Source organism: Veillonella sp. VA142 (assembly GCF_003992135.1).
GTDB lineage: Bacteria > Bacillota > Negativicutes > Veillonellales > Veillonellaceae > F0422.
Genome location: NZ_RQVN01000025.1, coordinates 1 through 23,157 on the forward strand (window position 1 = coordinate 1; position 23,157 = coordinate 23,157).

At 40.6% G+C, this 23,157-nt stretch carries 19 protein-coding genes and 1 other annotated feature; of the genes, 2 read left to right on the forward strand and 17 right to left on the reverse strand.

Translation table 11 applies throughout. From position 1 onward, the window contains the following. Positions 1–282 precede the first annotated feature (282 nt). The 15 genes from EO117_RS08000 to yfbR all read right to left on the reverse strand — a co-directional run bounded on the left by EO117_RS08000 (position 283) and on the right by yfbR (position 17,306). A complete protein-coding gene (locus EO117_RS08000; protein WP_009352994.1) occupies positions 283–1,398 on the reverse strand; it encodes a sodium ion-translocating decarboxylase subunit beta in 1,116 nt (371 codons plus the stop codon). 56 nt (positions 1,399–1,454) lie between these two features. After that, complete coding sequence (locus EO117_RS08005) at positions 1,455–1,838, reverse strand: biotin/lipoyl-containing protein (protein WP_126939948.1); 384 nt, start codon at positions 1,836–1,838, stop codon at positions 1,455–1,457. A gap of 59 nt (positions 1,839–1,897) precedes the next feature. Further along, positions 1,898–2,062 carry a hypothetical protein gene (locus EO117_RS09295; RefSeq protein ID WP_009352831.1) on the reverse strand — a complete coding sequence of 55 codons (165 nt, stop codon included), beginning with the start codon at positions 2,060–2,062 and terminating at the stop codon, positions 1,898–1,900. Positions 2,063–2,078: 16 nt separating this feature from the next. Next, positions 2,079–2,405, reverse strand: coding sequence for an OadG family protein (locus tag EO117_RS08010; protein WP_126939949.1), 327 nt, complete (start codon positions 2,403–2,405; stop codon positions 2,079–2,081). An 80-nt stretch (positions 2,406–2,485) separates the two neighbouring features. After that, positions 2,486–4,015 carry a carboxyl transferase domain-containing protein gene (locus EO117_RS08015; RefSeq protein ID WP_126939950.1) on the reverse strand — a complete coding sequence of 510 codons (1,530 nt, stop codon included), beginning with the start codon at positions 4,013–4,015 and terminating at the stop codon, positions 2,486–2,488. 37 nt (positions 4,016–4,052) lie between these two features. Then, entirely contained in the window at positions 4,053–4,475 is a 423-nt protein-coding gene (gene mce / locus EO117_RS08020; protein ID WP_126939951.1) for a methylmalonyl-CoA epimerase, read from the reverse strand. A 101-nt stretch (positions 4,476–4,576) separates the two neighbouring features. After that, complete coding sequence (gene meaB, locus EO117_RS08025; protein ID WP_009352943.1) at positions 4,577–5,518, reverse strand: methylmalonyl Co-A mutase-associated GTPase MeaB; 942 nt, start codon at positions 5,516–5,518, stop codon at positions 4,577–4,579. Between the two features lie 68 nt (positions 5,519–5,586). Then, positions 5,587–5,982, reverse strand: coding sequence for a cobalamin B12-binding domain-containing protein (locus tag EO117_RS08030; protein WP_126937572.1), 396 nt, complete (start codon positions 5,980–5,982; stop codon positions 5,587–5,589). A 30-nt stretch (positions 5,983–6,012) separates the two neighbouring features. Further along, positions 6,013–7,659, reverse strand: coding sequence for a methylmalonyl-CoA mutase (locus EO117_RS08035; RefSeq protein WP_126939952.1), 1,647 nt, complete (start codon positions 7,657–7,659; stop codon positions 6,013–6,015). A 20-nt stretch (positions 7,660–7,679) separates the two neighbouring features. Beyond that, the gene (locus EO117_RS08040) at positions 7,680–9,188 is read right to left on the reverse strand and encodes an acetyl-CoA hydrolase/transferase family protein (protein WP_126937570.1); all 1,509 of its coding nucleotides are present in this window, start codon (positions 9,186–9,188) and stop codon (positions 7,680–7,682) included. A 480-nt stretch (positions 9,189–9,668) separates the two neighbouring features. Then, complete coding sequence (locus EO117_RS08045) at positions 9,669–10,898, reverse strand: O-antigen ligase (protein WP_126939953.1); 1,230 nt, start codon at positions 10,896–10,898, stop codon at positions 9,669–9,671. Beyond that, on the reverse strand, positions 10,871–12,163 hold the full coding sequence (locus EO117_RS08050) for a folylpolyglutamate synthase/dihydrofolate synthase family protein (RefSeq protein ID WP_126939954.1): 1,293 nt from the start codon (positions 12,161–12,163) through the stop codon (positions 10,871–10,873). The genes EO117_RS08045 and EO117_RS08050 overlap by 28 nt, the downstream gene beginning before the upstream one ends. Positions 12,164–12,174: 11 nt before the next feature. Next, positions 12,175–14,835, reverse strand: coding sequence for a valine--tRNA ligase (locus EO117_RS08055; RefSeq protein WP_126939955.1), 2,661 nt, complete (start codon positions 14,833–14,835; stop codon positions 12,175–12,177). Positions 14,836–14,861: 26 nt separating this feature from the next. Further along, positions 14,862–16,415, reverse strand: a complete 1,554-nt coding sequence (locus EO117_RS08060; protein ID WP_126939956.1) for an ATP-binding protein — start codon at positions 16,413–16,415, stop codon at positions 14,862–14,864. A 39-nt stretch (positions 16,416–16,454) separates the two neighbouring features. Next, positions 16,455–16,665, reverse strand: a binding site (T-box leader). Between the two features lie 47 nt (positions 16,666–16,712). Beyond that, on the reverse strand, positions 16,713–17,306 hold the full coding sequence (yfbR, locus tag EO117_RS08065) for a 5'-deoxynucleotidase (RefSeq protein WP_126939957.1): 594 nt from the start codon (positions 17,304–17,306) through the stop codon (positions 16,713–16,715). 101 nt (positions 17,307–17,407) lie between these two features. On the opposite strand from yfbR, the gene EO117_RS08070 reads away from it, so the two are divergent. Next, complete coding sequence (locus EO117_RS08070) at positions 17,408–18,148, forward strand: adenosylcobinamide amidohydrolase (protein ID WP_126939958.1); 741 nt, start codon at positions 17,408–17,410, stop codon at positions 18,146–18,148. 145 nt (positions 18,149–18,293) lie between these two features. On the opposite strand, the gene EO117_RS08075 is transcribed toward EO117_RS08070, so the two are convergent. Both EO117_RS08075 and EO117_RS08080 read right to left on the reverse strand, forming a co-directional pair. Continuing rightward, complete coding sequence (locus EO117_RS08075; protein ID WP_126939959.1) at positions 18,294–20,201, reverse strand: YadA-like family protein; 1,908 nt, start codon at positions 20,199–20,201, stop codon at positions 18,294–18,296. Between the two features lie 236 nt (positions 20,202–20,437). Beyond that, positions 20,438–21,415, reverse strand: coding sequence for an asparaginase (locus tag EO117_RS08080; RefSeq protein WP_126939960.1), 978 nt, complete (start codon positions 21,413–21,415; stop codon positions 20,438–20,440). Positions 21,416–21,621: 206 nt separating this feature from the next. On the opposite strand from EO117_RS08080, the gene EO117_RS08085 reads away from it, so the two are divergent. Further along, positions 21,622–23,067 carry an aminoacyl-histidine dipeptidase gene (locus EO117_RS08085; RefSeq protein ID WP_126939961.1) on the forward strand — a complete coding sequence of 482 codons (1,446 nt, stop codon included), beginning with the start codon at positions 21,622–21,624 and terminating at the stop codon, positions 23,065–23,067. Positions 23,068–23,157 lie beyond the last annotated feature (90 nt).

Below are 23,157 nucleotides of genomic sequence, written 5' to 3' on the forward strand. Positions count from 1 at the left end.
AAGAATAGCACTAGCTATTTAAATAGCTAGCGCTAAGAACTTTTTATATGAGTAGCCCCCACATTTGACAAAGAGCCGATAAAAATAAAAAGCGCAATACAAATACAAGCAAAAACCTTTCCTTCGTCTGATAATATCATAGGCGTCACCTCATACATAATAAAAGTGAAAAAAGTCTGAGTATTTCTAAAGCGCTGTAAGACAAACTATACAGTTCATCATAAAAAGTATCTGTAATAGCCTAGGCAACCCTTTAGGCGGATTGCCTAGACAATTTACAAATTATTTCATCATAGCAAGCATCGTACCAGCTGCTACAGCTGTACCGATAACACCTGCTACATTTGGTCCCATCGCATGCATTAATAGGAAGTTCGAAGGGTTTGCCTGTGAACCAACCACTTGCGATACGCGGGCTGCCATTGGTACCGCAGATACACCTGCGGAGCCGATCAATGGATTTGTTTTACCACCATCTGCCCAGCACATTAATTTACCGAAGATAACACCACCAGCGGTGCCACCGATGAAGGCAACTAAACCTAATACAATAATTTTAATGGTTTCTAAATTTAAGAAACTATCTGCTGTCATTGTAAGACCAGTACCTGTAGCTAAGAAGATTGTTACTGTGTTAATCAAAGCGTTTTCAGAAGTATCTGCCAAACGAGCTGTTACACCAGATTCACGGAATAAGTTACCAAGCATCAACATGCCTAATAAAGAAGTGATTGGTGGTAACAACAAGGAAATGGAGATTGTCGCTACTACTGGGAAAACCACTTTTTCAAAACGAGTTACTTCACGCAATTGTTCCATTACGATTTCACGGTCTTTTTGAGTTGTAAATAACTTCATAACCGGAGGTTGAATCAATGGTACAAGAGACATATAGGAATATGCCGCTACTGCGATAGCTCCTAATAACTCAGGAGCTAATTTTGAAGCTAAGTAAATGGATGTAGGACCGTCAGCACCACCAATGATACCGATAGCTGCTGCTTGTTTCGCAGTAAATCCAACCATCATCGCTCCACCAAGAGCTACGAATACGCCGATTTGAGCTGCTGCGCCTAATAATAATGTTTTAGGATTTGCAATGAGTGGACCGAAGTCAGTCATAGCACCTACCCCTAGGAAGATAAGAGGTGGGAAAATTTCGTATTTAATCCCTAAACCAATGAGGTTCATAACACCTTCATGGAAACCATTATTAGGAATATTAGCCAAAATACATCCAAATGCAATTGGACTCAATAATAGAGGTTCAAAGCCTTTCGCAAAAGCTAAATACAATAAGATAATTCCGACAAGGATCATGATACCATGACCCATTGTGAAACTAATAAAACCACTATCCACCCAAACAGAGTTGAGTGCAACAAGAAAAGCGTCCATATGGAGTTCCTCCTTTAGTAATAGAAGGGTTTAGTTTAAGCAGTATAAAGTTATGATTATCCTAAAATAACTAAAGCGTCGCCAGTTGCTACAGTTTGGTTAGCTGCTACACGAACTTCAGCTACTGTTGCATCATGTGGAGCATAGATTTCGTTTTGCATTTTCATAGCTTCCAAGATGCAAAGAAGATCGCCTTTTTTAACTGCTTGGCCAGCTGTAACTGCTACGGATAAAATTTTACCAGGCATTGGGCATTTTACTGTTTCTGCACCTGCCGGTACTGGAGCTGCTGCCGCTGCTGGAGCTGGAGCCGCTGCTGGAGCAGCTTTAGGAGCTGGAGCTGCCGCTTTAGGTGCTGCTGCAACTGGAGCTGCGCCACCAACTTCATTTACTTCTACTTCATAAACTGTACCGTTTACTGTAACATTGAACTTTTTCATTATAACTTCCTCCTGAATTACCTATTTGTAATGAAACTTTTACTTAAGCTTAGATTTGCTTATAGGGCCTGTAAACGACTAGCTAGTCGCCAAGAATTAGACACTACTGGGCGAATAGATGCAATTTGATTTTGCGAATAGCCCATAGCTACGATAGCACTGACAATAGCTGCTACAACTTCTGTTTCTTTATTTGCAGCTTGTGCGTTGGTAGTCTTATTCATTAAGTTCTCCTCCAAACTATCTGGTTACATTCCTACCTAGCAGTCTACCGTCTAATTTCCAACCTGTGCTCACAATCGGTCTTACGGAAGCAATTTGTGATTTGGAATATCCCATCGCACATACTGCTGCCACAATGGCTGCAACCACTTCATCATGTTTTGTTGTGGTACTTGCCACACTAGGAGCTGTGGCTGATGGTACCTCTGCTACCTCAGCCTTAGTTGACTTTTTTTTTGTAGGATCTACTAGATAAATAATATGCATAAGCACGCCTAATATAATTAGAACGGCGAATACAATTGTCATATTGATGGCCATAATTAGCCACGGATTATCTGTCATACTTTCACCTCATTAATAGAGAACCATGATAGTAGAATCATGCAAGAAGCAAAGTGTGTAGTATGCCTCTATTAAATATCTTATAGAGGGATATTACCGTGTTTTTTCGGAGCACGGGTTTCGCGTTTACTTGCCAACATTGCCAATGCATTGATGATAGCAGGACGAGTATGTTTAGGTTCAATTACTACGTCAACGAATCCACGTTCAGCAGCTTTGTATGGAGTTGCAAACTCTTCTACGTATTTAGCTGTTTTTTCATCTTTATCTTCGTCTCGTTTGAAAATGATGTTAGCGGCACCAGCAGGTCCCATTACAGCGATTTCAGATGTAGGCCATGCATACACTTGGTCCGCACCCAAATCTTGGGAACACATTGCAAGGTAAGATCCACCATATGCTTTGCGAGTGATAACAGTGATTTTAGGTACTGTTGCTTCAGAGTAAGCATATAACATTTTCGCACCATGACGAATGATTCCGCCCCATTCTTGGTTTGTGCCCGGTAGGAAGCCCGGTACGTCAACAAAGTTTACAACAGGGATATTGAATGCATCACAGAAACGGATAAAGCGAGAAGATTTGTCGGATGCATTGATGTCTAAGCAACCTGCCATTACGCGTGGTTGGTTAGCAATGATACCTACGCTTTGTCCCGCAAAACGTGCGAAACATGTAATAATATTTTGTGCATAGTGTGGTTGTACTTCATAGTATTCACCATTATCTACTGTTGCACGAATCACATCAAACATGTCATATGGCATATTAGGATTATCTGGAAGTAGAGTGTTTAAACCTTCATCTTCACGAGCTGGGTCATCACCAGTATCAACTAATGGAGTATCTTCCATGTTGTTACTTGGCAAGAAGCTCAACAAGTAACGAATTTGTGCTAAGCAATCATCTTCATTTTCTGTCGCAAAGTGAGCTACACCAGATACACTGTTATGAGCCATTGCACCACCGAGGTCCTCTGCTGTTACTTCTTCTGCTGTTACAGATTTGATAACCGCTGGACCAGTGATGAACATTTGAGATGTATGTTTAACCATGTAAATAAAGTCAGTCAATGCTGGAGAATATACCGCACCACCCGCACATGGTCCCATGATAACAGAGATTTGTGGGATAACGCCAGAAGCGTTAGTATTTTCAAAGAAGATTTTACCGTAGCCAGCTAACGCGTCTACTGCTTCTTGAATACGAGCTCCACCGGAGTCATTAATACCGATGATAGGAGCGCCCATTTTCATTGCCATACGTTGTGCTTTAACAATTTTAGCAGCATGCATTTCCCCAAGGGAACCGCCTTCTACTGTAAAATCTTGAGCAAAAGCAAATACCAAACGTCCGTCGATAGTACCGTAACCAGTCACTACACCTTCACCTGGTAATTCTTTTTTCTCTTGACCGAAGTTTACACAACGATGTTTAACGAATTGATCTAATTCAACGAAGCTATTGTCGTCGAATAGTTTTTCAATACGTTCACGGGCTGTATATTTACCGCTTGCGTGTTGTTTTTCTACGCGTTTTTCACCGCCACCTTGTTTTACAGTGGACAGCTTTTTATGCAATAATTCAATTTTTTCCTGAACTGTTGCCATTGTACACCTCCATAGAATAATTACGGATTATAGTTTATTATTTCATGCGTTGGCAAAGTTCTAACAAAACGCCACCAGTAGCTTTAGGATGAAGGAATGCAATTGCAGATCCACCAGCACCATAGCGAGGTTCTTCATCAATTAATCTAACACCTTTTTCTTTTAAATCAGCGATGGCTGCTTTAATGTCGTCAACGCGAAGTGCTACGTGTTGGATACCATTACGGCCACCATTTTTTTCGATGAAACGACCGATAGGGCCATCTGGAGTTGTAGATTCTAAGAACTCAAGTTCAGCATCACCGCAAGGGAAGAAACTTACTTTTACTTTTTGTTCTTCTACTACTTCATCTTCAGGAAGATGTTCCATACCAAGTGCGTTTTTATAAAATTCTTTTGTTGCTGCTAAGTCAGATACACCGATACCGATGTGGTCTACTTGTAATACTTTGAATGCCATAATACCTCTCCTTTCAAATGAGCTGCAACTCGAAAGTGATTTTTATCATCCTTCGATTACTTATATGATACCACGATATTAGATTTTTATCATTCTTTTTATTATCTTTTTAATGACTTTTCTAATACCGAGTTAACAACACTATAAGGGTCGTTAGTTCTATTATTAACAGCTGCTACATCTTGTTTGAAAGCATCGCTTTCTACAACATGCTCATGAACATAACGCATAATTTGTTCATTGATCATCGCTACTAACTCATCATGTGTACGTTCTGCACGACGAGTTGCCAGTTCTCCACTATCTTCAAGATATTCAAAGTGTTCATCTAGTGCTTCCACTAATTCATCAACACCTTCATCCTTACTAGCGATAGTTCTCTTAATTGGTGGTCTCCAATCAAGTTCACGAGAATCTAGGTCTAGCATCATTTCAATTTCAACATTAAGCTTATCACAGCCATCGCGGTCCGCTTTATTGATGGCAAATACATCGCCAATCTCTAAAATACCCGCTTTGATTGCTTGGATATCATCACCTAAACCTGGTACTAATACAACTAATGTAGTATCTGCATTTTTAACGATATCTACTTCGGATTGCCCAACACCTACGGTTTCGATGATAACAAGATCCATGCCAAATGCATCCATTAATTTAACAACATCTGCTGTTTTTTTAGATAATCCACCCAGACTACCACGTGTCCCCATACTACGGATAAATACATTTTCATTTAATGTCAAATCATTCATCCGTATACGGTCACCTAAAATTGCGCCGCCTGAGAATGGACTGGTTGGGTCAACAGCAACGATGCCGATTCTCTTACCTTGTTCTAGATAATGCTTAACAACTTTATCTGTTAATGTACTTTTACCAGCCCCTGGAGCACCTGTGATGCCCAAGATACGAGCCTTACCAGTACGCGGATAAATAGCTTTCATAATATCAATAGCATTATCATATTCATTTTCTACAGCCGTAATGGACCGAGCCAAAGCAAGACGAGAACCTTCTAATAGTTCTTTGATTAAATCCATATTGTCACCGTCCCAATTATATATACGTCTAGGCTCGAACATAGATGCCCGAGCCTAGCTCAAGTATATTATTTTACGTTAGCTTTGATGAATTCAATTACATCAGCTGTTGGAGTACCTGGTGTAAATACTGCAGATACACCAGCGGCTTTTAAGCCAGGAATATCAGCGTCAGGAATAACGCCACCACCAACTACTAATACATCGCCCATGCCTTTTTCTTTTAGCATTTCAACGATTTTAGGGAACAATGTGTTGTGTGCGCCAGAAAGAAGAGATAACGCTACTACGTTAACGTCTTCAGAAAGAGCTGCTTCAACGATTTGTTCTGGAGTTTGACGAAGACCTGTGTAGATAACTTCGAAACCAGCATCGCGAAGTGCGCGTGCTACTACTTTTGCACCACGGTCATGACCATCAAGACCTGGTTTTGCTACGATTACTCTGATACGTTTTTCTGCCATGATGTTATACCTCCAAATAGGTTCGATTAATTATAATGTGGAATGAGCTTGGTATTCACCGAATACGCCGCGCAATACGTTACAAATTTCACCTAATGTAGCATATGTTTTAACGGCAGCCAAGATTAATGGCATCAAGTTTACAGACTCATCTTCTGCACCGGCTTTTAATGCTGCTAATGCTGCATCAACTGTTGCTTGATCGCGGTCTGCACGAACTTGTTGTGTTTTCTTGGATTGGTTGATACCTACAGAAGCATCGATACGAAGAAGACCTTCTACTGGTTTTTCCTCTACTTGGAATTTGTTAACACCTACGATTGTACGAAGGCCAGATTCCACTTCCATTTGCCATTTATAAGCAGACTCTTGGATTTCTTTTTGGATGTAACCTTTTTCGATAGCTTCAACAGCGCCACCCATTTCATCGATTTTTTGGATGTATGCTTTAGCTTCTTCATAAATAGCATTCGTCATAGCTTCTACATAGTAGGAACCGCCCAATGGATCAACTACGTCAGCTAAACCTGATTCGTAAGCAACGATTTGTTGAGTACGAAGAGCGATTTGTACAGATGCTTCAGTTGGAAGAGCCAATGCTTCGTCACGAGAGTTAGTATGTAAAGATTGAGTACCACCCATGACAGCAGCTGCAGTTTGAAGAGCAACACGAACGATGTTGTTATCAACTTGTTGTGCAGTCAACATGGAACCAGCTGTTTGAGTATGTACACGTAACATCATGGATTTAGGTTTTTTAGCACCAAAACGTTCTTTCAAGATATGTGCCCATAAACGACGGGATGCACGGAACTTCGCAACTTCTTCTAATACGTTGTTGTGTGCGTTCCAGAAGAAGGATAAACGGCCTGCAAAATCGTCAACTTCTAAGCCAGCTTTAAGAGCTGCTTCGATGTATGCAATACCATCAGCAATTGTGAAAGCGATTTCTTGCGCAGCAGTGGAACCAGCTTCACGAATATGGTAACCGGAGATGGAGATAGTATTCCATTTTGGCACGTATTGAGAGCAATATTCGAAAATATTAGTGATCAAACGCATGGATGGTTTTGGAGGGAAGATGTAAGTTCCGCGAGCTGCGTACTCTTTCAAAATATCATTTTGAATAGTACCACGAAGTTCAGTGGAAGGTACACCTTGTTTTTCAGCCACTGCAATGTACATAGCAAGAAGCACAGATGCAGGAGCATTGATTGTCATAGAAGTGGAAACTTTACCTAAGTCGATACCTTGGAACAAGATTTCCATATCTTTTAAGGAGTCAATCGCAACACCTACTTTACCAACTTCGCCTTCAGCCATAGCGTCGTCGGAGTCATAACCGATTTGTGTTGGTAAGTCAAATGCGCAAGAAAGACCAGTTGCACCAGACTCGATTAAGTAACGGTAACGTTTGTTGGACTCTTCAGCAGTTGCGAAACCAGCATACATACGCATTGTCCAGAAACGGCCACGGTACATTGTAGGTTGAACGCCACGAGTATAAGGATAGAATCCTGGGAATCCTAGATCACGTTCGTAATCGAAACCTTCTAGATCAAGCGGTGTGTATACCGGTTGTTCTGGTAAGTTTTGACGTGCAGGTACTTTCTCACAGTTTTTAGCGTACGCTGCTTCATATTCAGCAAGTTTGGCTTTTAAGTTGTCATTAGCCATGTCATCATCCTCCTAAAAAATTAACCTTGTTTTTTCATGCTTCCTGTTTCAGTGAAGCGTTTATGCCAAGAAAGAGCTTCATCTAATAAGATAGGTGTATGGGCGCCATTTGTCTTTTCAATAGCTCTTTCGAGGTAATCTAATAATTCTTGTTTGTAGTCTGGGTGAGCACAGTTTTCAATGATTTTGTATGCTCTTTCAATTGGAGCCAAACCACGAACATCGGCAATACCTTGTTCTGTACAGAATACTTGTACATCATGTTCTGTATGGTCAATGTGAGATACAAAAGGAACGATGGAGCTGATATCTCCGCCTTTTGCTACAGAGTTCGTACAGAAAATGGAGATATAACCATTTCGAGTGAAGTCCCCGGAACCACCGATACCATTCATCATTTTGCTACCCATAATGTGAGTAGAGTTTACATTACCGAAGATATCGAACTCGATTGCTGTATTCATAGTGATTACACCAAGTCTACGAGCTAAACCAGGGTTATTGGAAATCTCTTGCGGACGCAATAGAATGTGTTTACTGTATTTGTCGATATTGTCATAGAAGCGTTTCAATCCATCTGGAGATGGGGACAATGCTGTACCAGAGCAATCTGTTACTTTACCTGCATCGATTAAATCCAACATGCCATCTTGGATAACTTCAGTGAAAATAGATAAGTTTGTGAAAGGACCTTCAGCCAAGCCAGACACAACAGCATTTGCTACAGAACCTACGCCGGATTGTAATGGCAATAAGTTTTCAGGTAAACGACCTGCTTTTACCTCTTCTAAGAAGAAGTTAATCAAATGTTGACTCATCGCTTTTGCATCATCATCGATTGGTGCTAGTGGACGAGTTGTGTCAGGTACATCACATGGAACGATAGCTACGATTTTCGCAGGATCACATGGGATGTAATCTGTTCCGATACGATCGCCAGCCGCTTTGATTGGGAATGGCTCACGGTATGGAGGATCTTGTGGTTCATAGATATCGTGCATACCTACCAAAGACATTGGTTGAGATACGTTCACTTCTACGATAACTTTTTTAGCTTGGCTAACAAATGTTGGAGAATTACCAACGGATGTACTAGGAACGATACCACCATCTTCACGGATGCAAACCGCTTCAATGATAGCTACGTCAGTGTCCCCGAAGAAACCATAACGAATTTGTTGAGCCATTTGGCTAAGGTGCATATCAATATAACGAATTTTTTGGCTGTTTAAAGCCTTACGAGTATCGTTATTTGTTTGATATGGGAAACGACGACGAATACCGTTTACACGAGTCAATGCTCCGTCTGCTTCATCACCAACTGATGCACCAGTCCAAAGATCGATTTGGAAAGGATCTGATTCCATGCGTTTTGCGAGCGCCAATGGCACTGCTTTAGGGTAACCAGATGGTGTAAAACCACTGATACCTACATGATCTCCTGGATTAATCAATTTAGCTGCTTCTTCTGCTGTAGTAATTTTTGCTTGCAATGCTGCGCCTTGCACGCGATCTAAAATGTCGATCATACTACCATCTCCTTTAGTTTGAATGACTTATTCAGCTATCTAACATTTACACACTCTATTCAATTCTTTTATTTCTATTATGAAAGAAATTTCTTAGTTACAAAACTAATCATAGAAATATATGATTAAATCTCTACTCAAAGTGTGATATTTGTTAATTCCCATAAATACTACTCATTTTTCTTGTTATTGTCAACCTTATATGTAAATATATGCATAATAAGCATACAAAACGGAGAATTTTGCAGTGAGTATAACTTTTTGTTATACCCCTTATCTACCTATATCTATAATTGTTGGTGTAGTCCGATTTTTTTCGATATCTTTATTCCTACAAAAAAATCTATTTATGTTTATGCATATCTATTCGTTATATTATTCATAACTAACAGTTATTTGCTTTTATTACTTATAGTTATTTTCATAAGCTATAAAAATATAGAGAAGGTAATGCGCCACTCTCTATACTTTCAATTCTATTTATTTTGTTTTAGTCCGTATGATGGCCATAGCAAATCCCAATAATTGCCACAGGACCATACTTACTTGTTGGCTATATAAAGCATGATCAAAGAGACCACTTATTAGTACAACCACGGCAATAAGAGTCATACCGTATCGGAACGGAATGGCAAGTTGCTTTTGTTTTTGTACATTTCTACTATGCCCCAACAAAATTGCTAGGAACAAGCATAAGGAAATTGGTCCTGTTTCTGCTGCCACTTGCAAATATAAATTATGGGCATGATAAATTATCACAGTCGGATCTTGGATAAAATAATTATAGTCTGGATAGGTCATCCAAAACGCATCCCAACCAATACCAAAAACAGGAAAATCTTCTATCATGTACATAGTGCTATCCCACAATGCCCACCGGAGCATGACTGATGTATCTTGTCCACTGAAGAGGGACCACAATCGACTAGATACTTCCCCATGGTAAAAGAATAATACCAAGGGCACCACCAATAACGCATATAACAGCCTGCGCTCTACACAGATACCGGCTACAAAAACAGCTACTGCTAAACTTAGCCACATACCGCGGGAATAGGTAAGCACTAAGCACAATAACATAACGGCTACAGACAGCACCATCTTGGCTGAGCCATTCCAATCTTTTGCTTTCAGCACTTGCATGGTACCCAGTCCACCAATGGAAATGGTAAAAAGTAAGTATTCTCCTAATAGATTAGGGTTCTGTAATGTTCCATACATACGCCGCATAAGTCCTGGGAAATGGGCATTATCTACCCATTCATGGATATGCTCTGGAGTCATGTAAAAATACTGATACCCAGCACCTAAGCACACAAGGACTCCCGTCATACAAAACAAAGACAAAAATGTTTTCTGTCGTCTTTCAGTATCCATATAATATGTCATCAACCAATAGATACTAGCATACATACCCATATGGTAGAACCAACTCATAGCCGACCATTGCATATTCACAGAATTAACAATGGAAATCCCTGTCCATAGAGTAAATGCGAGAACCGCCCATTGTAGCCAATGTAAGGTTCCAGAAAATCGTTTCCGATCAAATAGTAATGCCAGTACCCCTGCCATGATGACAAGAATATTGCCAACTATGGGTACTAAAGGAATGTACACAGTTGCTCCGCAGAGGAGGTAGACTATCCATTGGTCTACAGATAGCCTACGTAGGGCCTCCATTAGTGCCCCATTTCTTGGGCGAGCCATTGTTGCACATCACCAAGAATGTATAAAGAACCTACCACAGCAATGATATCCCCTTCGCTAGTTATTTTCATAGCATGGTCCAAGCCCTCGTGGATAGTCTTCATAGGATCTGCTTGGACTGGCATTTGTTTTGCCAGTTGCACTGGATCAGTGCCTCGTGGCGTTGGCGCTGGCACAGTTATAACATGATCTTTAGGAGATACTAAATAGCTAATCATAGTGGATATATCTTTATCTTCCAAAATCGATAGCACCACTGTTTTAGATTGTCCTGGATACAGTTCATTGAAGGTCATAGAAAAAGCTTCTGCTCCGCTCGCATTATGAGCCCCATCTAAAATGATTGTCCTGCCATGAACTTTGAAGGTTTCAAACCGTCCCGGCCAAGTAGCACGAGCTAAACCTTCACGGTAGGTTTCTTCACTTACTGCTGGCTCTTTGTCTTTCAAGATTTGCAAGACCCGTGCTGCACAAGCTAAGTTCAACGCTTGATGGATGCCATGCATAGATGTGAAGAGCATATCCTTATGACCCGTTTTATCCTTTACAGTAATCATTTGCCCCATTGGCAAAGCACTACGGCTATCGATAGTAAAATCTTCGTTGAATACATGGCATTTCACGCCTAATGATTTTGCTGTTTCCTTAATCACATCAAGGGCACCCCCTTGGGCTGCCGTTACAAGAGGTACACCTTGTTTGATAATCCCTGCTTTATGGCGAGCAATCTCCTCTACTGTATCCCCACAGTACGCTTGATGATCGATAGTTACATTCGTAATCACTGCCACTTCTGGAGTAATGACATTGGTAGAATCCAACAATCCACCTAAACCAACTTCAATGACAGCATAGTCTACTCCCTGTTCTTGGAAAAATAAAAATGCTGTTGCCGTTAAGATTTCAAATTGTGTGGGTGCTTCCACGCCACGATCCATAATGGTTTTCACAGCATGGCTTACACGTTCAATCAAATCAGCAAAGGCCTCTTCTGTAATACAGGCCGTGTTCACACGCATGCGCTCCGTATAGGATTGAAGGTGCGGGGACGTAAATGTCCCCACTCGAAGACCGCTCATATACAATCCATACGTAATATAGGTAGAAACGGTTCCTTTCCCGTTCGTCCCTGTCACATGGATGGTCTTGTATGTATGTTGTGGATTCCCTAGCTCTTCTAATAATGCCGTAATCCGCTCTAATCCTGGATGAATACCAAAGGAGGCTACCTCTTCTAGGTAGGCAATCGCTTCCGTATAATTCATGATGGATCTCCTTATACTAATGTTTTTAAGAACTCTTCACGTTCGTTCAAAGCTTGTTGTTTTTGTTTATATTCTTCCAATTTTTCTTTTTCTTTCGCTACTACCGCTTCAGGAGCTTTCGCTAAGAATCCTTGGTTGTTCAATTTGCCTTCTAAACGAGCGATTTCTTTCAATACTGTGGCTTGTTCTTTGGCGATACGTTCTTTTTCTTTGTCTGCATCGATTAAATCTTTCAACAACAAGTACACTTCTAAGCCGTTCACCACAGTTACTGTAGCGTTTTCTGGTTTTGGTGCATCCGGTGAAAGTATCGTTACTTTTTCTGCCCAACCTAAGGTATGGAAGTAATCCCCATGTGTTTCCAAAATGCCTTTTAATTCTTCCGTAGCAGGTACTAAGATAACTTCAGAGCGTTTGCCCATTGGTACATTCATTTCTGCACGCATGTTACGGATACCTTTGATGCCGTCCATCATCACATTCATATGCGCCGCTGCAGAGCTGAAACCGTCCATAGATAATGTACTTGGCCATGGAGCGACCATGATGCTCTCCCCTTCATGTGGCAAATGTTGCCAAATATGTTCTGTTACAAATGGCATGAACGGGTGCAATAATTCCATCATATGACGAAGGATAGATACCAACAAGTATTGAACTGTTTGACGGTCACGGCCACCTTCTTTGTTGTATAAACGAGGTTTTGCCAATTCGATGTACCAGTCGCAGTAGGTATTCCAAATAAAGTCATACACAGCACTTGCCGCTTCCCCTAACTCAAATTTATCAAGGTTGTTCGTAATGTTAGTAACAGTTTTATTGTATTCTTCTAGAATCCATTTATCTGCCAATGTGTAGTCTTCTGCACTTGGTACGAAGCTTTCATCAAAACCTTCTAAGTTCATCAACACAAATTTAGAGGCATTCCAAATTTTGTTAGCGAAATTACGGTTTGCTTCCACACGTTCCATATAGAAACGCATATCATTACCCGGTGTATTACCTGTTACCAAGGTAAAACGCAACGCATCGGCACCGTATTCTTCGATGACTTCTAATGGATTGATACCATTGCCCAAGGACTTACTCATTTTACGACCTTGGCTATCACGTACTAACCCATGAATGAATACGTGTTTGAAAGGAATTTCGTCTTTAAATTCTAAGCCCATGAAAATCATACGAGCTACCCAGAAGAAGATGATATCGTAGCCTGTTACCATCACACTAGTTGGGTACCAATGTTTCACTTCCTCTGTGTTGTCAGGCCAACCCATCGTTGCAAACGGCCATAACGCAGAGCTGAACCATGTATCTAATACGTCTGGATCTTGTTCTACTTTGCCATGGCAATGTGGACATTCAGTCAATGTATCTGCTGTAACAATCGTTTCTCCACAATCTTGGCAGTACCACGCAGGAATACGATGACCCCACCACAATTGACGAGAAATACACCAATCACGGATGGATTCTAACCAGTTAGTATATGTTTTAGTGAAACGTTCTGGTACAAATTCAATGGATTTGTCACGTACCACTTCTAAAGCCGGTTTTGCCAATGGTTCCATAGATACAAACCATTGTTTTGATACCATTGGCTCTACTGTTGTGTTACAACGAGAACAATGACCAACACTATGACCATGATCTTCCACTTTTTCTAATAAACCTTGATCCTCTAATTCTGCTACTACTTGTTTACGTGCTAATTCACGAGGCATGTTCACAAAGTGACCTGCTCCTGCATTCATCGTGCCATCTGAGTTCATCACCACGATACTTTCCAAGTTATGGCGTTGTCCCATTTCAAAGTCATTAGGGTCATGAGCTGGTGTAATTTTTACGCAACCAGTACCAAAAGATTGATCTACATATTCATCGGCAATGATTGGGATATGACGATTCACGAATGGAAGCAATAATTCTTTGCCTACTAAATGGGCATAGCGTTCATCATTAGGATTCACCGCTACAGCTACGTCACCAAACATCGTTTCAGGACGAGTTGTGGCTACCGTTAAGAATGTATCTTCTTCGCCAATCACAGGATATTTAATATGCCATAAATGACCATTTTCATCTTCGTGCTCTACTTCGATATCAGATAAAGCTGTCAAACAATTAGGGCACCAGTTAGTGATGCGTTCTCCACGATAGATTAAACCTTTTTCGTACAATGCTACGAATACTTTTAATACTGCTTCATGGTAGCCTTCATCCAAGGTAAACCGCTCTCTCGTCCAGTCACAAGAAGCACCTAAACTACGAATTTGTTTTACGATAGTGCTACCATATGCTTGTTTCCACTCCCATACACGTTTCAAGAACTCTTCACGACCTAAATCATGCCGAGATTTCCCTTCCGTTTTCATAATATTTTCTTCTACTTTTACTTGCGTTGCAATCCCTGCATGGTCTGTACCAGGCATCCACAACACGTTGTAGCCTTGCATACGTTTCGTACGAATCAAAATATCTTGCAATGTATTATCAAGGGCATGACCCATGTGCAATTGACCTGTTACATTTGGTGGCGGTAACACAATACTGAAAGGCTCTTTATTCGTATCTACTTCCTCGTGAAAGTATCCTTTCTCTTCCCAATATGTGTACCATTGTTGTTCAATCTCCTTTGGATTGTAAGTAGTTAAGTTTTTATATTCTTTCATGTGTCCTCCTATTTTGGATATAATAATTATTTTATTAGTTGGTACTTTCTACCTTTATTATTACCAATTCCTTTGATTTTACCGTCTTTCACTAATTCCTGTAATAAGTATCTTGCTCTCGATGCTTGTAATCCCAACAATTCCGCAATATCCTTCGCCTTAAAAAATAGATTCATTTCAGCAAAAATAAGTATTTGCTTTTTTTGTTCATTTTTTATTGTTGTTTTATCGCCGGTCTTGACCGCCGGTCTTATATCGCCACTATCAGAACCATTTCCCTTAACATCAGGATTTATAGCCCCTTTATCGCCGTTTTCATTATTTTTTATCGCCGGTCTTATATCGCCGCTATCAGAACTATTTTCTTTACTATCAGGATTTATAGCCCCTTTATCGCCGTTTTTTACCGCAGTTCTTTTATCATATTCATAGTTCAAATTTTTAAGTACAGCAAAAAAAGAACTTTGAGTGGAACGAAACTCTGGTCGTAAAGATACATCATATTCTTCTTGTGACTCGTAAATATCCAACACTTTTTTTAGCCCACTGCCCCGTCGCTCCATTAAGTGCATTCTACTAAATACATCAGCAATCATCGGATTTCTACGTTTAGATGAAATATTTGATAGATTTAATTCTTGAATGAAAGTTCCATCCATCATGCCTCCTGGAGAATATATTTCTAATCTATCATCATACATATCAATATGAACTTCTGATCCTAATTCACCATAATCACGATGAATCAAAGCATTTACCAACACTTCTTGTACCGCTCTCTCAGGATAATCAGGATATTCCACGCGATAGGCATCAACTTTTTTCCAACGCTTTTTAGAATTGGTTTTTACAAAATCTATACTATTTTGTAACAATAACAAAAGACTTCCTTCAAATTCTTTGTCATCAAGGGCCTCTTCTCTACCATTCGTTTTATCAAGTCCATTCCATCTTGTGGCGAACACCCTTGACTGACGAACCAGTGGCTCATCAGCTAATAACGCTCCTGCATTTGTAAGATGATGATCGCTATTAACTAACCCAAAAGATAATAAATCATTATCTCGCAAATCATTACCCGTTCGCTGAAAGTATACAGATTTTAACTTAGAAAATGCAGCTCGTTCTATCGAAATAGTTGTTGATATGGTATCAAACGTTTTATTCATACCTCGTAGAATAAGGCTATTTAGTTGCACACTGCTGGCTGCAACGCTTTCATTTCCGACTCGTATAAAGGCAACCCTATTTCCACTATCTACATAATAATAGGGAGTTTCGTTTCCCTCATACACCTGTAACATAATAACATCTTTATTATCATTCCTGATAATTTCTAAATTAACTCTAGGTGTAGGGTCTAGCCTAGTCTTAATCATCATGCTAATGAATTCAGAATCACCTTTTGCATCATCTAATCCTACTAGCCTATCTTCATCATCGATTCCCCAAATAAGCACTCCGCCTTTTGAATTGGCAAATGCACTAACAGATTTTAGCCAACTTTTAGGTTTATGCCGTTCAAGCTGTACTTTTTTATCGTAAGAACTAGTTTCTCCGATATAGTTTACTAAATCCATAGTTTTCCCTCTTCAAAACATCAAAAAAGACCCCTCGTCCATTAGGACGAAAGGGTCTATACTTCCGCGGTACCACCTAGATTATTGCCGTAGCAATCACTCATTATCGTTAACGCTGATCAGCGGGCACACTTACTCTAGTTCACCATGCCAACTCCGAGGCTACCCTCTCTTTACTACATACATTGTTCCACCAACCCAATGCTCTCTGTGATGCGTTCAAAAGATTTTTCCTCTTCTTAGTTATTATCCATATAGTATTAGTATACGTGAAAGTGTGCAGATTCGCAACCCTCATTACTTTGCAAAGGATACATTCATTTCATCCAAAGACTTCGTCAAGCTAGGGATATAGACTTGCAAAAATAGATCTACTTCTGGCAATTGCATGTCCACCAATCGTTTGTGAATCGTATCAAAAGCTGCATTAAACTCATCGTTGCCAGCCGCTTTTTCTGCAACACACTTCATAAACGCTGACAAGGTATCTGCCGCTTTCACTAGCACTTCGTATTCCTTTGGTATAGATACCAATACTTCTTCATAAGCTGGTTGCACTGGTTCCGGCAACGTATGCCATAAAGTTTCATTCGCCAATTGCTCTACTTCTCCGTAGAGAGCACGCAACTTAGGGTTAAAATATTTCACTGGCGTCGGCATGTCACCCGTGAACACTTCACTCACATCATGATACATGGCTAGCACTGCCAAACGATTCACATCTAACGTACCATTAAAATATGTATTTCGCAGTATTCCTAATTGATGGGCAATCATAGCAGTTTCCAAACTATGGCCTTGTAAATTTTCCACTTCTGTATTGCGCATCAAGCTCCAACGCTGAATATATTTCATGCGCCCTAAGAGGGCAAAAAAATGGCTCTCTTCCATGGTATATTCCTCCTAATGATCCATCTCTATTATACTATCCCCAGCACTTTTGTGGTACTATAACTATATATAGAATACAAATTTAATTTCTAGGAGGATTCATGACAACTCAAAACTCATACCTTGCCCCTGCTACGCTACGTAGTGGTGGCTATGTAGATATACACAATTCTGCCATCACTGTAACCTATGATATGCCTTATTATGCTATCAGCACGAGTCCTTTCAACGGAGGCTTACACCATGTCATGGCTGTGCGCAATCAACAACTCACATTTTTCGTCAACGATGAAAGTGAATTACCAGGTGGGTCCACGTCTGCCTATTTAGCAAAAGAATGCGTACAATTAGACTTGCCAATCCATTTTTGTACCGCCTTATTAACGAGTGCCTCTATGAACCGTCATGCCTATGCATGTCAAACAGAAGGATCTATCATTATAGAAGTAATTGCTACAGCAGGTGTTGAAAAAACAGCACATCGCGCAGGTGATGGCTATACATACTATGAAAAAGATGGCACCTTCCACTCTGGAGGCACCATCAATCTATTAGTATTTACAAATTGTGCCCTCACCGACGGAGCACTTACAAAGTCGTTGCTGACTATCACAGAAGCCAAAACAGTAGCACTCCAATCCAAGGGAATCACTAGCATCCTATCTGGGCAACTAGCTACGGGCACATCCACAGATGGTGTCATCATGACCATCGACCCAAACGGAGAACTCCTCACAGACTCAGGCACGTTCTCTCAATTCGGCGATACCTTGGCAAAAGCAGTGCGTTCCGCCATCGAAAGAGCATTAGAAAATTATATCCATAAGGCAATAGAACCATAATTATATTGCAGTACCATATTTTGTCCAACATGGCTATCTTTAGAAACATCTTTAATAACATACAATTTATACGTGTCCATATATACATAAATGCTGTGAAAGTAAATATTTCCACAGCATTTTGTATAAACATTTTTGTATACAATTAATCTTTTTTAGTGCTAGATTGTAAACCTAACATAGCTTTTAGTTCAGCTACTTCTTGTTGCAAGATAAGTACTTCTTCACTCAGCTTAGCACGAGATTTTGTGATTCGTTTGGCACCGTCTACTTTAATTGAAAAACCAACATTAAACATGCTATGCCCGTTACCTAGTAATGTACCAGCGGACAACATCATATCTTCATTAGGACGATAGTAAGCACCAACGGCAAATGCATGGGAACTTTCATGTTTGCCATAACTAGCCGCTAAGTCCCATTTCGCATCTGGGTCGAAATCTATTGGATGTAATCCAGCTAATGCGGCCGCTCCAGCTCCCACTGTATCAATTCTTGATCCTAGTGTATCTATTCTTGAATCCACCGTATCTATTCTTGAGCCCAGAGCATTTATACTTGTGTTAATACCTTTAACTTGTTCATCAGCATGATTTACCACTCGCTTTAATTGTGCTACGTTCACCGCATCTGTATCCTCGGAGCCGGCTGCAAGTGAGGTAATCCGACGAGTTACAATAGTACCATCACCAATAGAAACAGCGGCATTCGTCGGTTTCCATGTGGAAGATGTGTCAGAAGAAGCGGTGCCAGTAGACCAATCATAGCCAGAAGCTTCCTTAGTCAGATCTCGACTAGAAACGGAGTTAGCACCTAAGGCAATACCGCCGTCCACTGTGACATTGGCATCGTTACCAATGGCTACACTATTACTAGCAGTGGTTCCAGTTTCCTTTGTAGCAGAACCAATGATAATAGAATTATGAGTACCTGTGGCTTTACGATTCGTACCGATGATAGTGGTGCCAATTACATTAGAAGCAGTATTGTTAAAGCCAACTACAAAGTTGTCTGCAGCACCAGCTGCTTCTGTACCAGTCACCGTATTATTAACACCAATCATAGCAGTGCGCAACGTATAATCAGCTTTATTTCCTCCGCCAATAGCAAGAGTAGCACCACCAGAATTACTATCCTTAACCAGTTTTCTTAGAACCTTGGACATGTCTGTCACAGAATCGGGACCTCCAAAACCACTAACTAATGGGGATAGATTAATATCTGTAATAGAATTGGTGATTTCATTACCTGCGCCAAAGACTAAGGTGCCATTACTATTGGCTGTTTTATTCGCTACGCCTACGATGGCATTTGCAATACCAGCGCTTGTATTCGTAGTTGTTGCTGATTCAATGGAGTTCAAGGTACCATTGATGGTAGCGCCAAAGTTTTTAGGTGCTTTACTAGCATCATTTCTATCATAGTCACTAGAAATTACGTTAAGAGCCCCTGTACTAGTGGCTACAGTTCCGTTCGTAAAACTATTTGCACCAACAGTTGTAGAATAGACACCTGCCCCTGTAGGCTTGATAGTACGTTGAGACTCCGTACTTACCTCAATATCGCCAATTTTACCACGATAATTATGAGACCCAATCATAGTGCCACCAGTACGAACATAGGTATTATTACCTATCGCAACACCAGTAACGACTCTATCTGGGCTTTTTGGAAGGCTGCCAAAACCAAATTTATCAAAATCCGTTTGTTTAAAAGCAAATACTTTATCTAATCTATTAGCGGTATTTTCTACAAGAGCATATTTACCAATCGCTATCGAGCCAGATTGGTCATGGTGATTCCAAGTATTAGCTTTTTCGCCAATCGCAATGTCTCCATCAATATTCTTAGATCCAGAACGACCAGAGTAGTATACATAAGCACCTTTACCAATGGCAACCACACCTTCATGGCCGGCAATAGTGCCGGCGCCAATAGCGATACCAGGACCTTCTCCGGCTGGATTTGTTGCCGGGCTCGCACATACCGGACTAGCACACACAGAAATTATTGCCCAAAGAGTGGATAGTTGTAATACATGTCTAGATTGCACAACAAAATTCCTCCTTATACACACTCACCTTTATGCATATTTTTATGCATTCATGTACTTCTATTGTACAGAAAAATAAAAGTGTTGTGCACCCCTAAGTAGTGCTACCCCCCCCGATTTCCACGAATTGTATATATTTATAAGTAACACTACACATCATTGACACATATCTTTATGCAGTTTGGAGGGCTAGACTTGTGCAACGGTTACTTATCGTTTTTAACACTTTCAACCATCTAATATCTAGCAAATATCCGTTCTAAGTCTTCTCGACTTCGTTCCCTCTGCAATGCTAACATCAACAAGATTCTAGCTTTTACAGGGGACAAGGAATCGCTAACAATCAATCCCTCTTTTATATCTGATGAATTACTGGACACAATACCATTTCCAATGCGAGATGATCGTACTTTGGGAATGGTAATTTTTTTGAGCGTATCTCGTACACCCTGTGGTAAGGTACCGTGTCCAAAACCACCCACAATTAACCCTTGGGATTGCCTTGCTACCATAGTGAGTATTTCTGTATCCATACCTCCATAGAGATTTACAATTCCTACAGATGGCAATTCCACTTCCTCACGCAAGATAAATTCGCTGTCCTTCGTGTGTGTGCGACAAGGTGCATAATACAAATACACCTTTCCATTTTGCACACAGCCCATATGTCCAAGCTGCGCATTTCCGAAGGTTCCTACCTCCGTAGTGTGTAACTTAGCTACTTCACGAGCACTATCGATGTAACCATTCATGACAACCAATACACCTTGGCCTTTTGCACTTTCACTGCGAGCCACTTGTACCGCTTGCAATAAATTTACTGGACCATCTGCACTAAGCGCTGTAGCAGGTCTCATAGATCCTGTCATAACAACAGGGATATCTACATCCACGGTCAAATGTAAAAAGTATGCCGTCTCTTCCATTGTATCTGTACCATGGGTGATAACAATACCTCCGATATCATCGCGCTTGGCTATGTCATTGATAAGTAGAGCCAACCGTACCCAACGATAGGGACTCATCTCCGAACTATCGATATTGGAAAATTGAATACTTTCAAAGGGCCCATACCTTTCTAACGTAGGCACAGCTTGTATCAATTCTTCCACTCCAATCGATCCAGCTCTATATTCAGTAAGGGCACTAGCACCATTCCCGGTGCCCGCAATAGTACCACCAGTTCCTATTATCATAATTTTTTTTACATTCATACAGTATCCTCCTCGCACATCAGCATCTTTATTATACCATTCTACTCCTTAAAAGTATCTACACCTATACTACAAAAATCTATTCTACAGCGCATACGTTCATCACATGTATCCATCGTATTTTCGCATCATGTATTGACCCTATTCCTAGAAAAGAGTATAGTTAATTTATCAATACCATACATTATACTAGAGAGGTAAAGACTATGACAGACACAACATATACAACCAATGTCATGCATTGGTTCCGACAAATCAGCCAAATTCCTCGTGAATCTGGTAACGAACAAGGCATTAGTGATTTTTTAATGCAATTTGCCAAAGATAGAGGGTTAGACGCAGAGCAAGATGAAGAGCGCAATGTCATCATCCGCGCTAATGCCACACCAGGCTATGAACAAAATCCTCCAATCATTTTACAAGGCCACATCGATATGGTGGCAGAAAAATCTGCTACCTCTACTCATGACTTTGCCAAAGATCCTATTGAACTTATCGAAGAAGGCGAATGGTTACACGCCAACGAAACCACATTAGGAGCCGACAATGGCATCGCTGTAGCAATGGCACTAGCTGTTCTTGATGACCCAACCATTCCTCATGGACCACTAGAATGCTTATTTACAACGAACGAAGAAACTGGTATGAACGGAGCTATGGTCGTAAAAGGTGAGCGTCTACACGGAACCTATTTACTCAACATCGATACAGAACAAGAACATGAATTTATCGTCGCTTGTGCTGGTGGTTGTCGTTTAGACCTTACACTAGAGACTTCCCCTGTCTCGACACCAGCTGGTCTAACAGCCTTTCACATCGCAGTTGATGGATTACATGGTGGTCATTCTGGCATCGAAATTGGTAGCCAATTTGGCAATGCCTTAACAATCTTAGGCCGATTACTCCATGAAGCAAATCATACAACATCTATTTACATCAGTCATTTTGCAGGCGGTTCGAAACACAATGCAATACCACGTACAGCAGAAGCTACTTTCTTATGCGAAACCAAACATGTGGAATCTATGCAACGTCAACTGTCTGAAACTATCGACATGATTCGTCATGAACTTGTACCACAAGATCCAGATTTCCAAGTTCATATCACTCCTTGCGATACGCCTAGTACTATCTTCGCCCCTACACAATCGCAAGCATTACTCCAATTCTTGTATTTAGCCCCACATGGCGTATTTGGAATGAGTAAAAAGTTAGACGGTCTCGTAGAAACAAGTAATAACATTGCCATCGTAGAAGATCATGCGACACACATCGACGTGTTAATCTCTGTTCGTAGCTTGACAATGAGCCAATTAGCCTATCTACGAGATCGCATTATGACACTAGCAACCCTTCATGGATTCACCGCTTCGGAACAAGGTCGTTATCCAGCATGGGAGTACGAGCGTGGCAGTCAACTAGAAGAACAAGCTGTCGCACTTTATAAAGAAGTCATCGGTATCGACCCATATGTAACAGCCGTTCATGCTGGCCTTGAATGTGGCCTACTAAAAGCACAATTACCAAACACACAAATGTTGAGCTTTGGTCCCACAATTTTAGGTGCCCACACGCCAAAAGAACGATTACACTTACCATCCGTAACAACTGTGTCCAAATTCTTATTAACCTTGTTGGAAAAATTACAATAGCATTATATACAAAGGGGCTGTAACAAAATGTACTTTTTTACATTTTCGTTACGGTCCCTTTTGCATGCAGAAACTACCAAACTTCTTGAG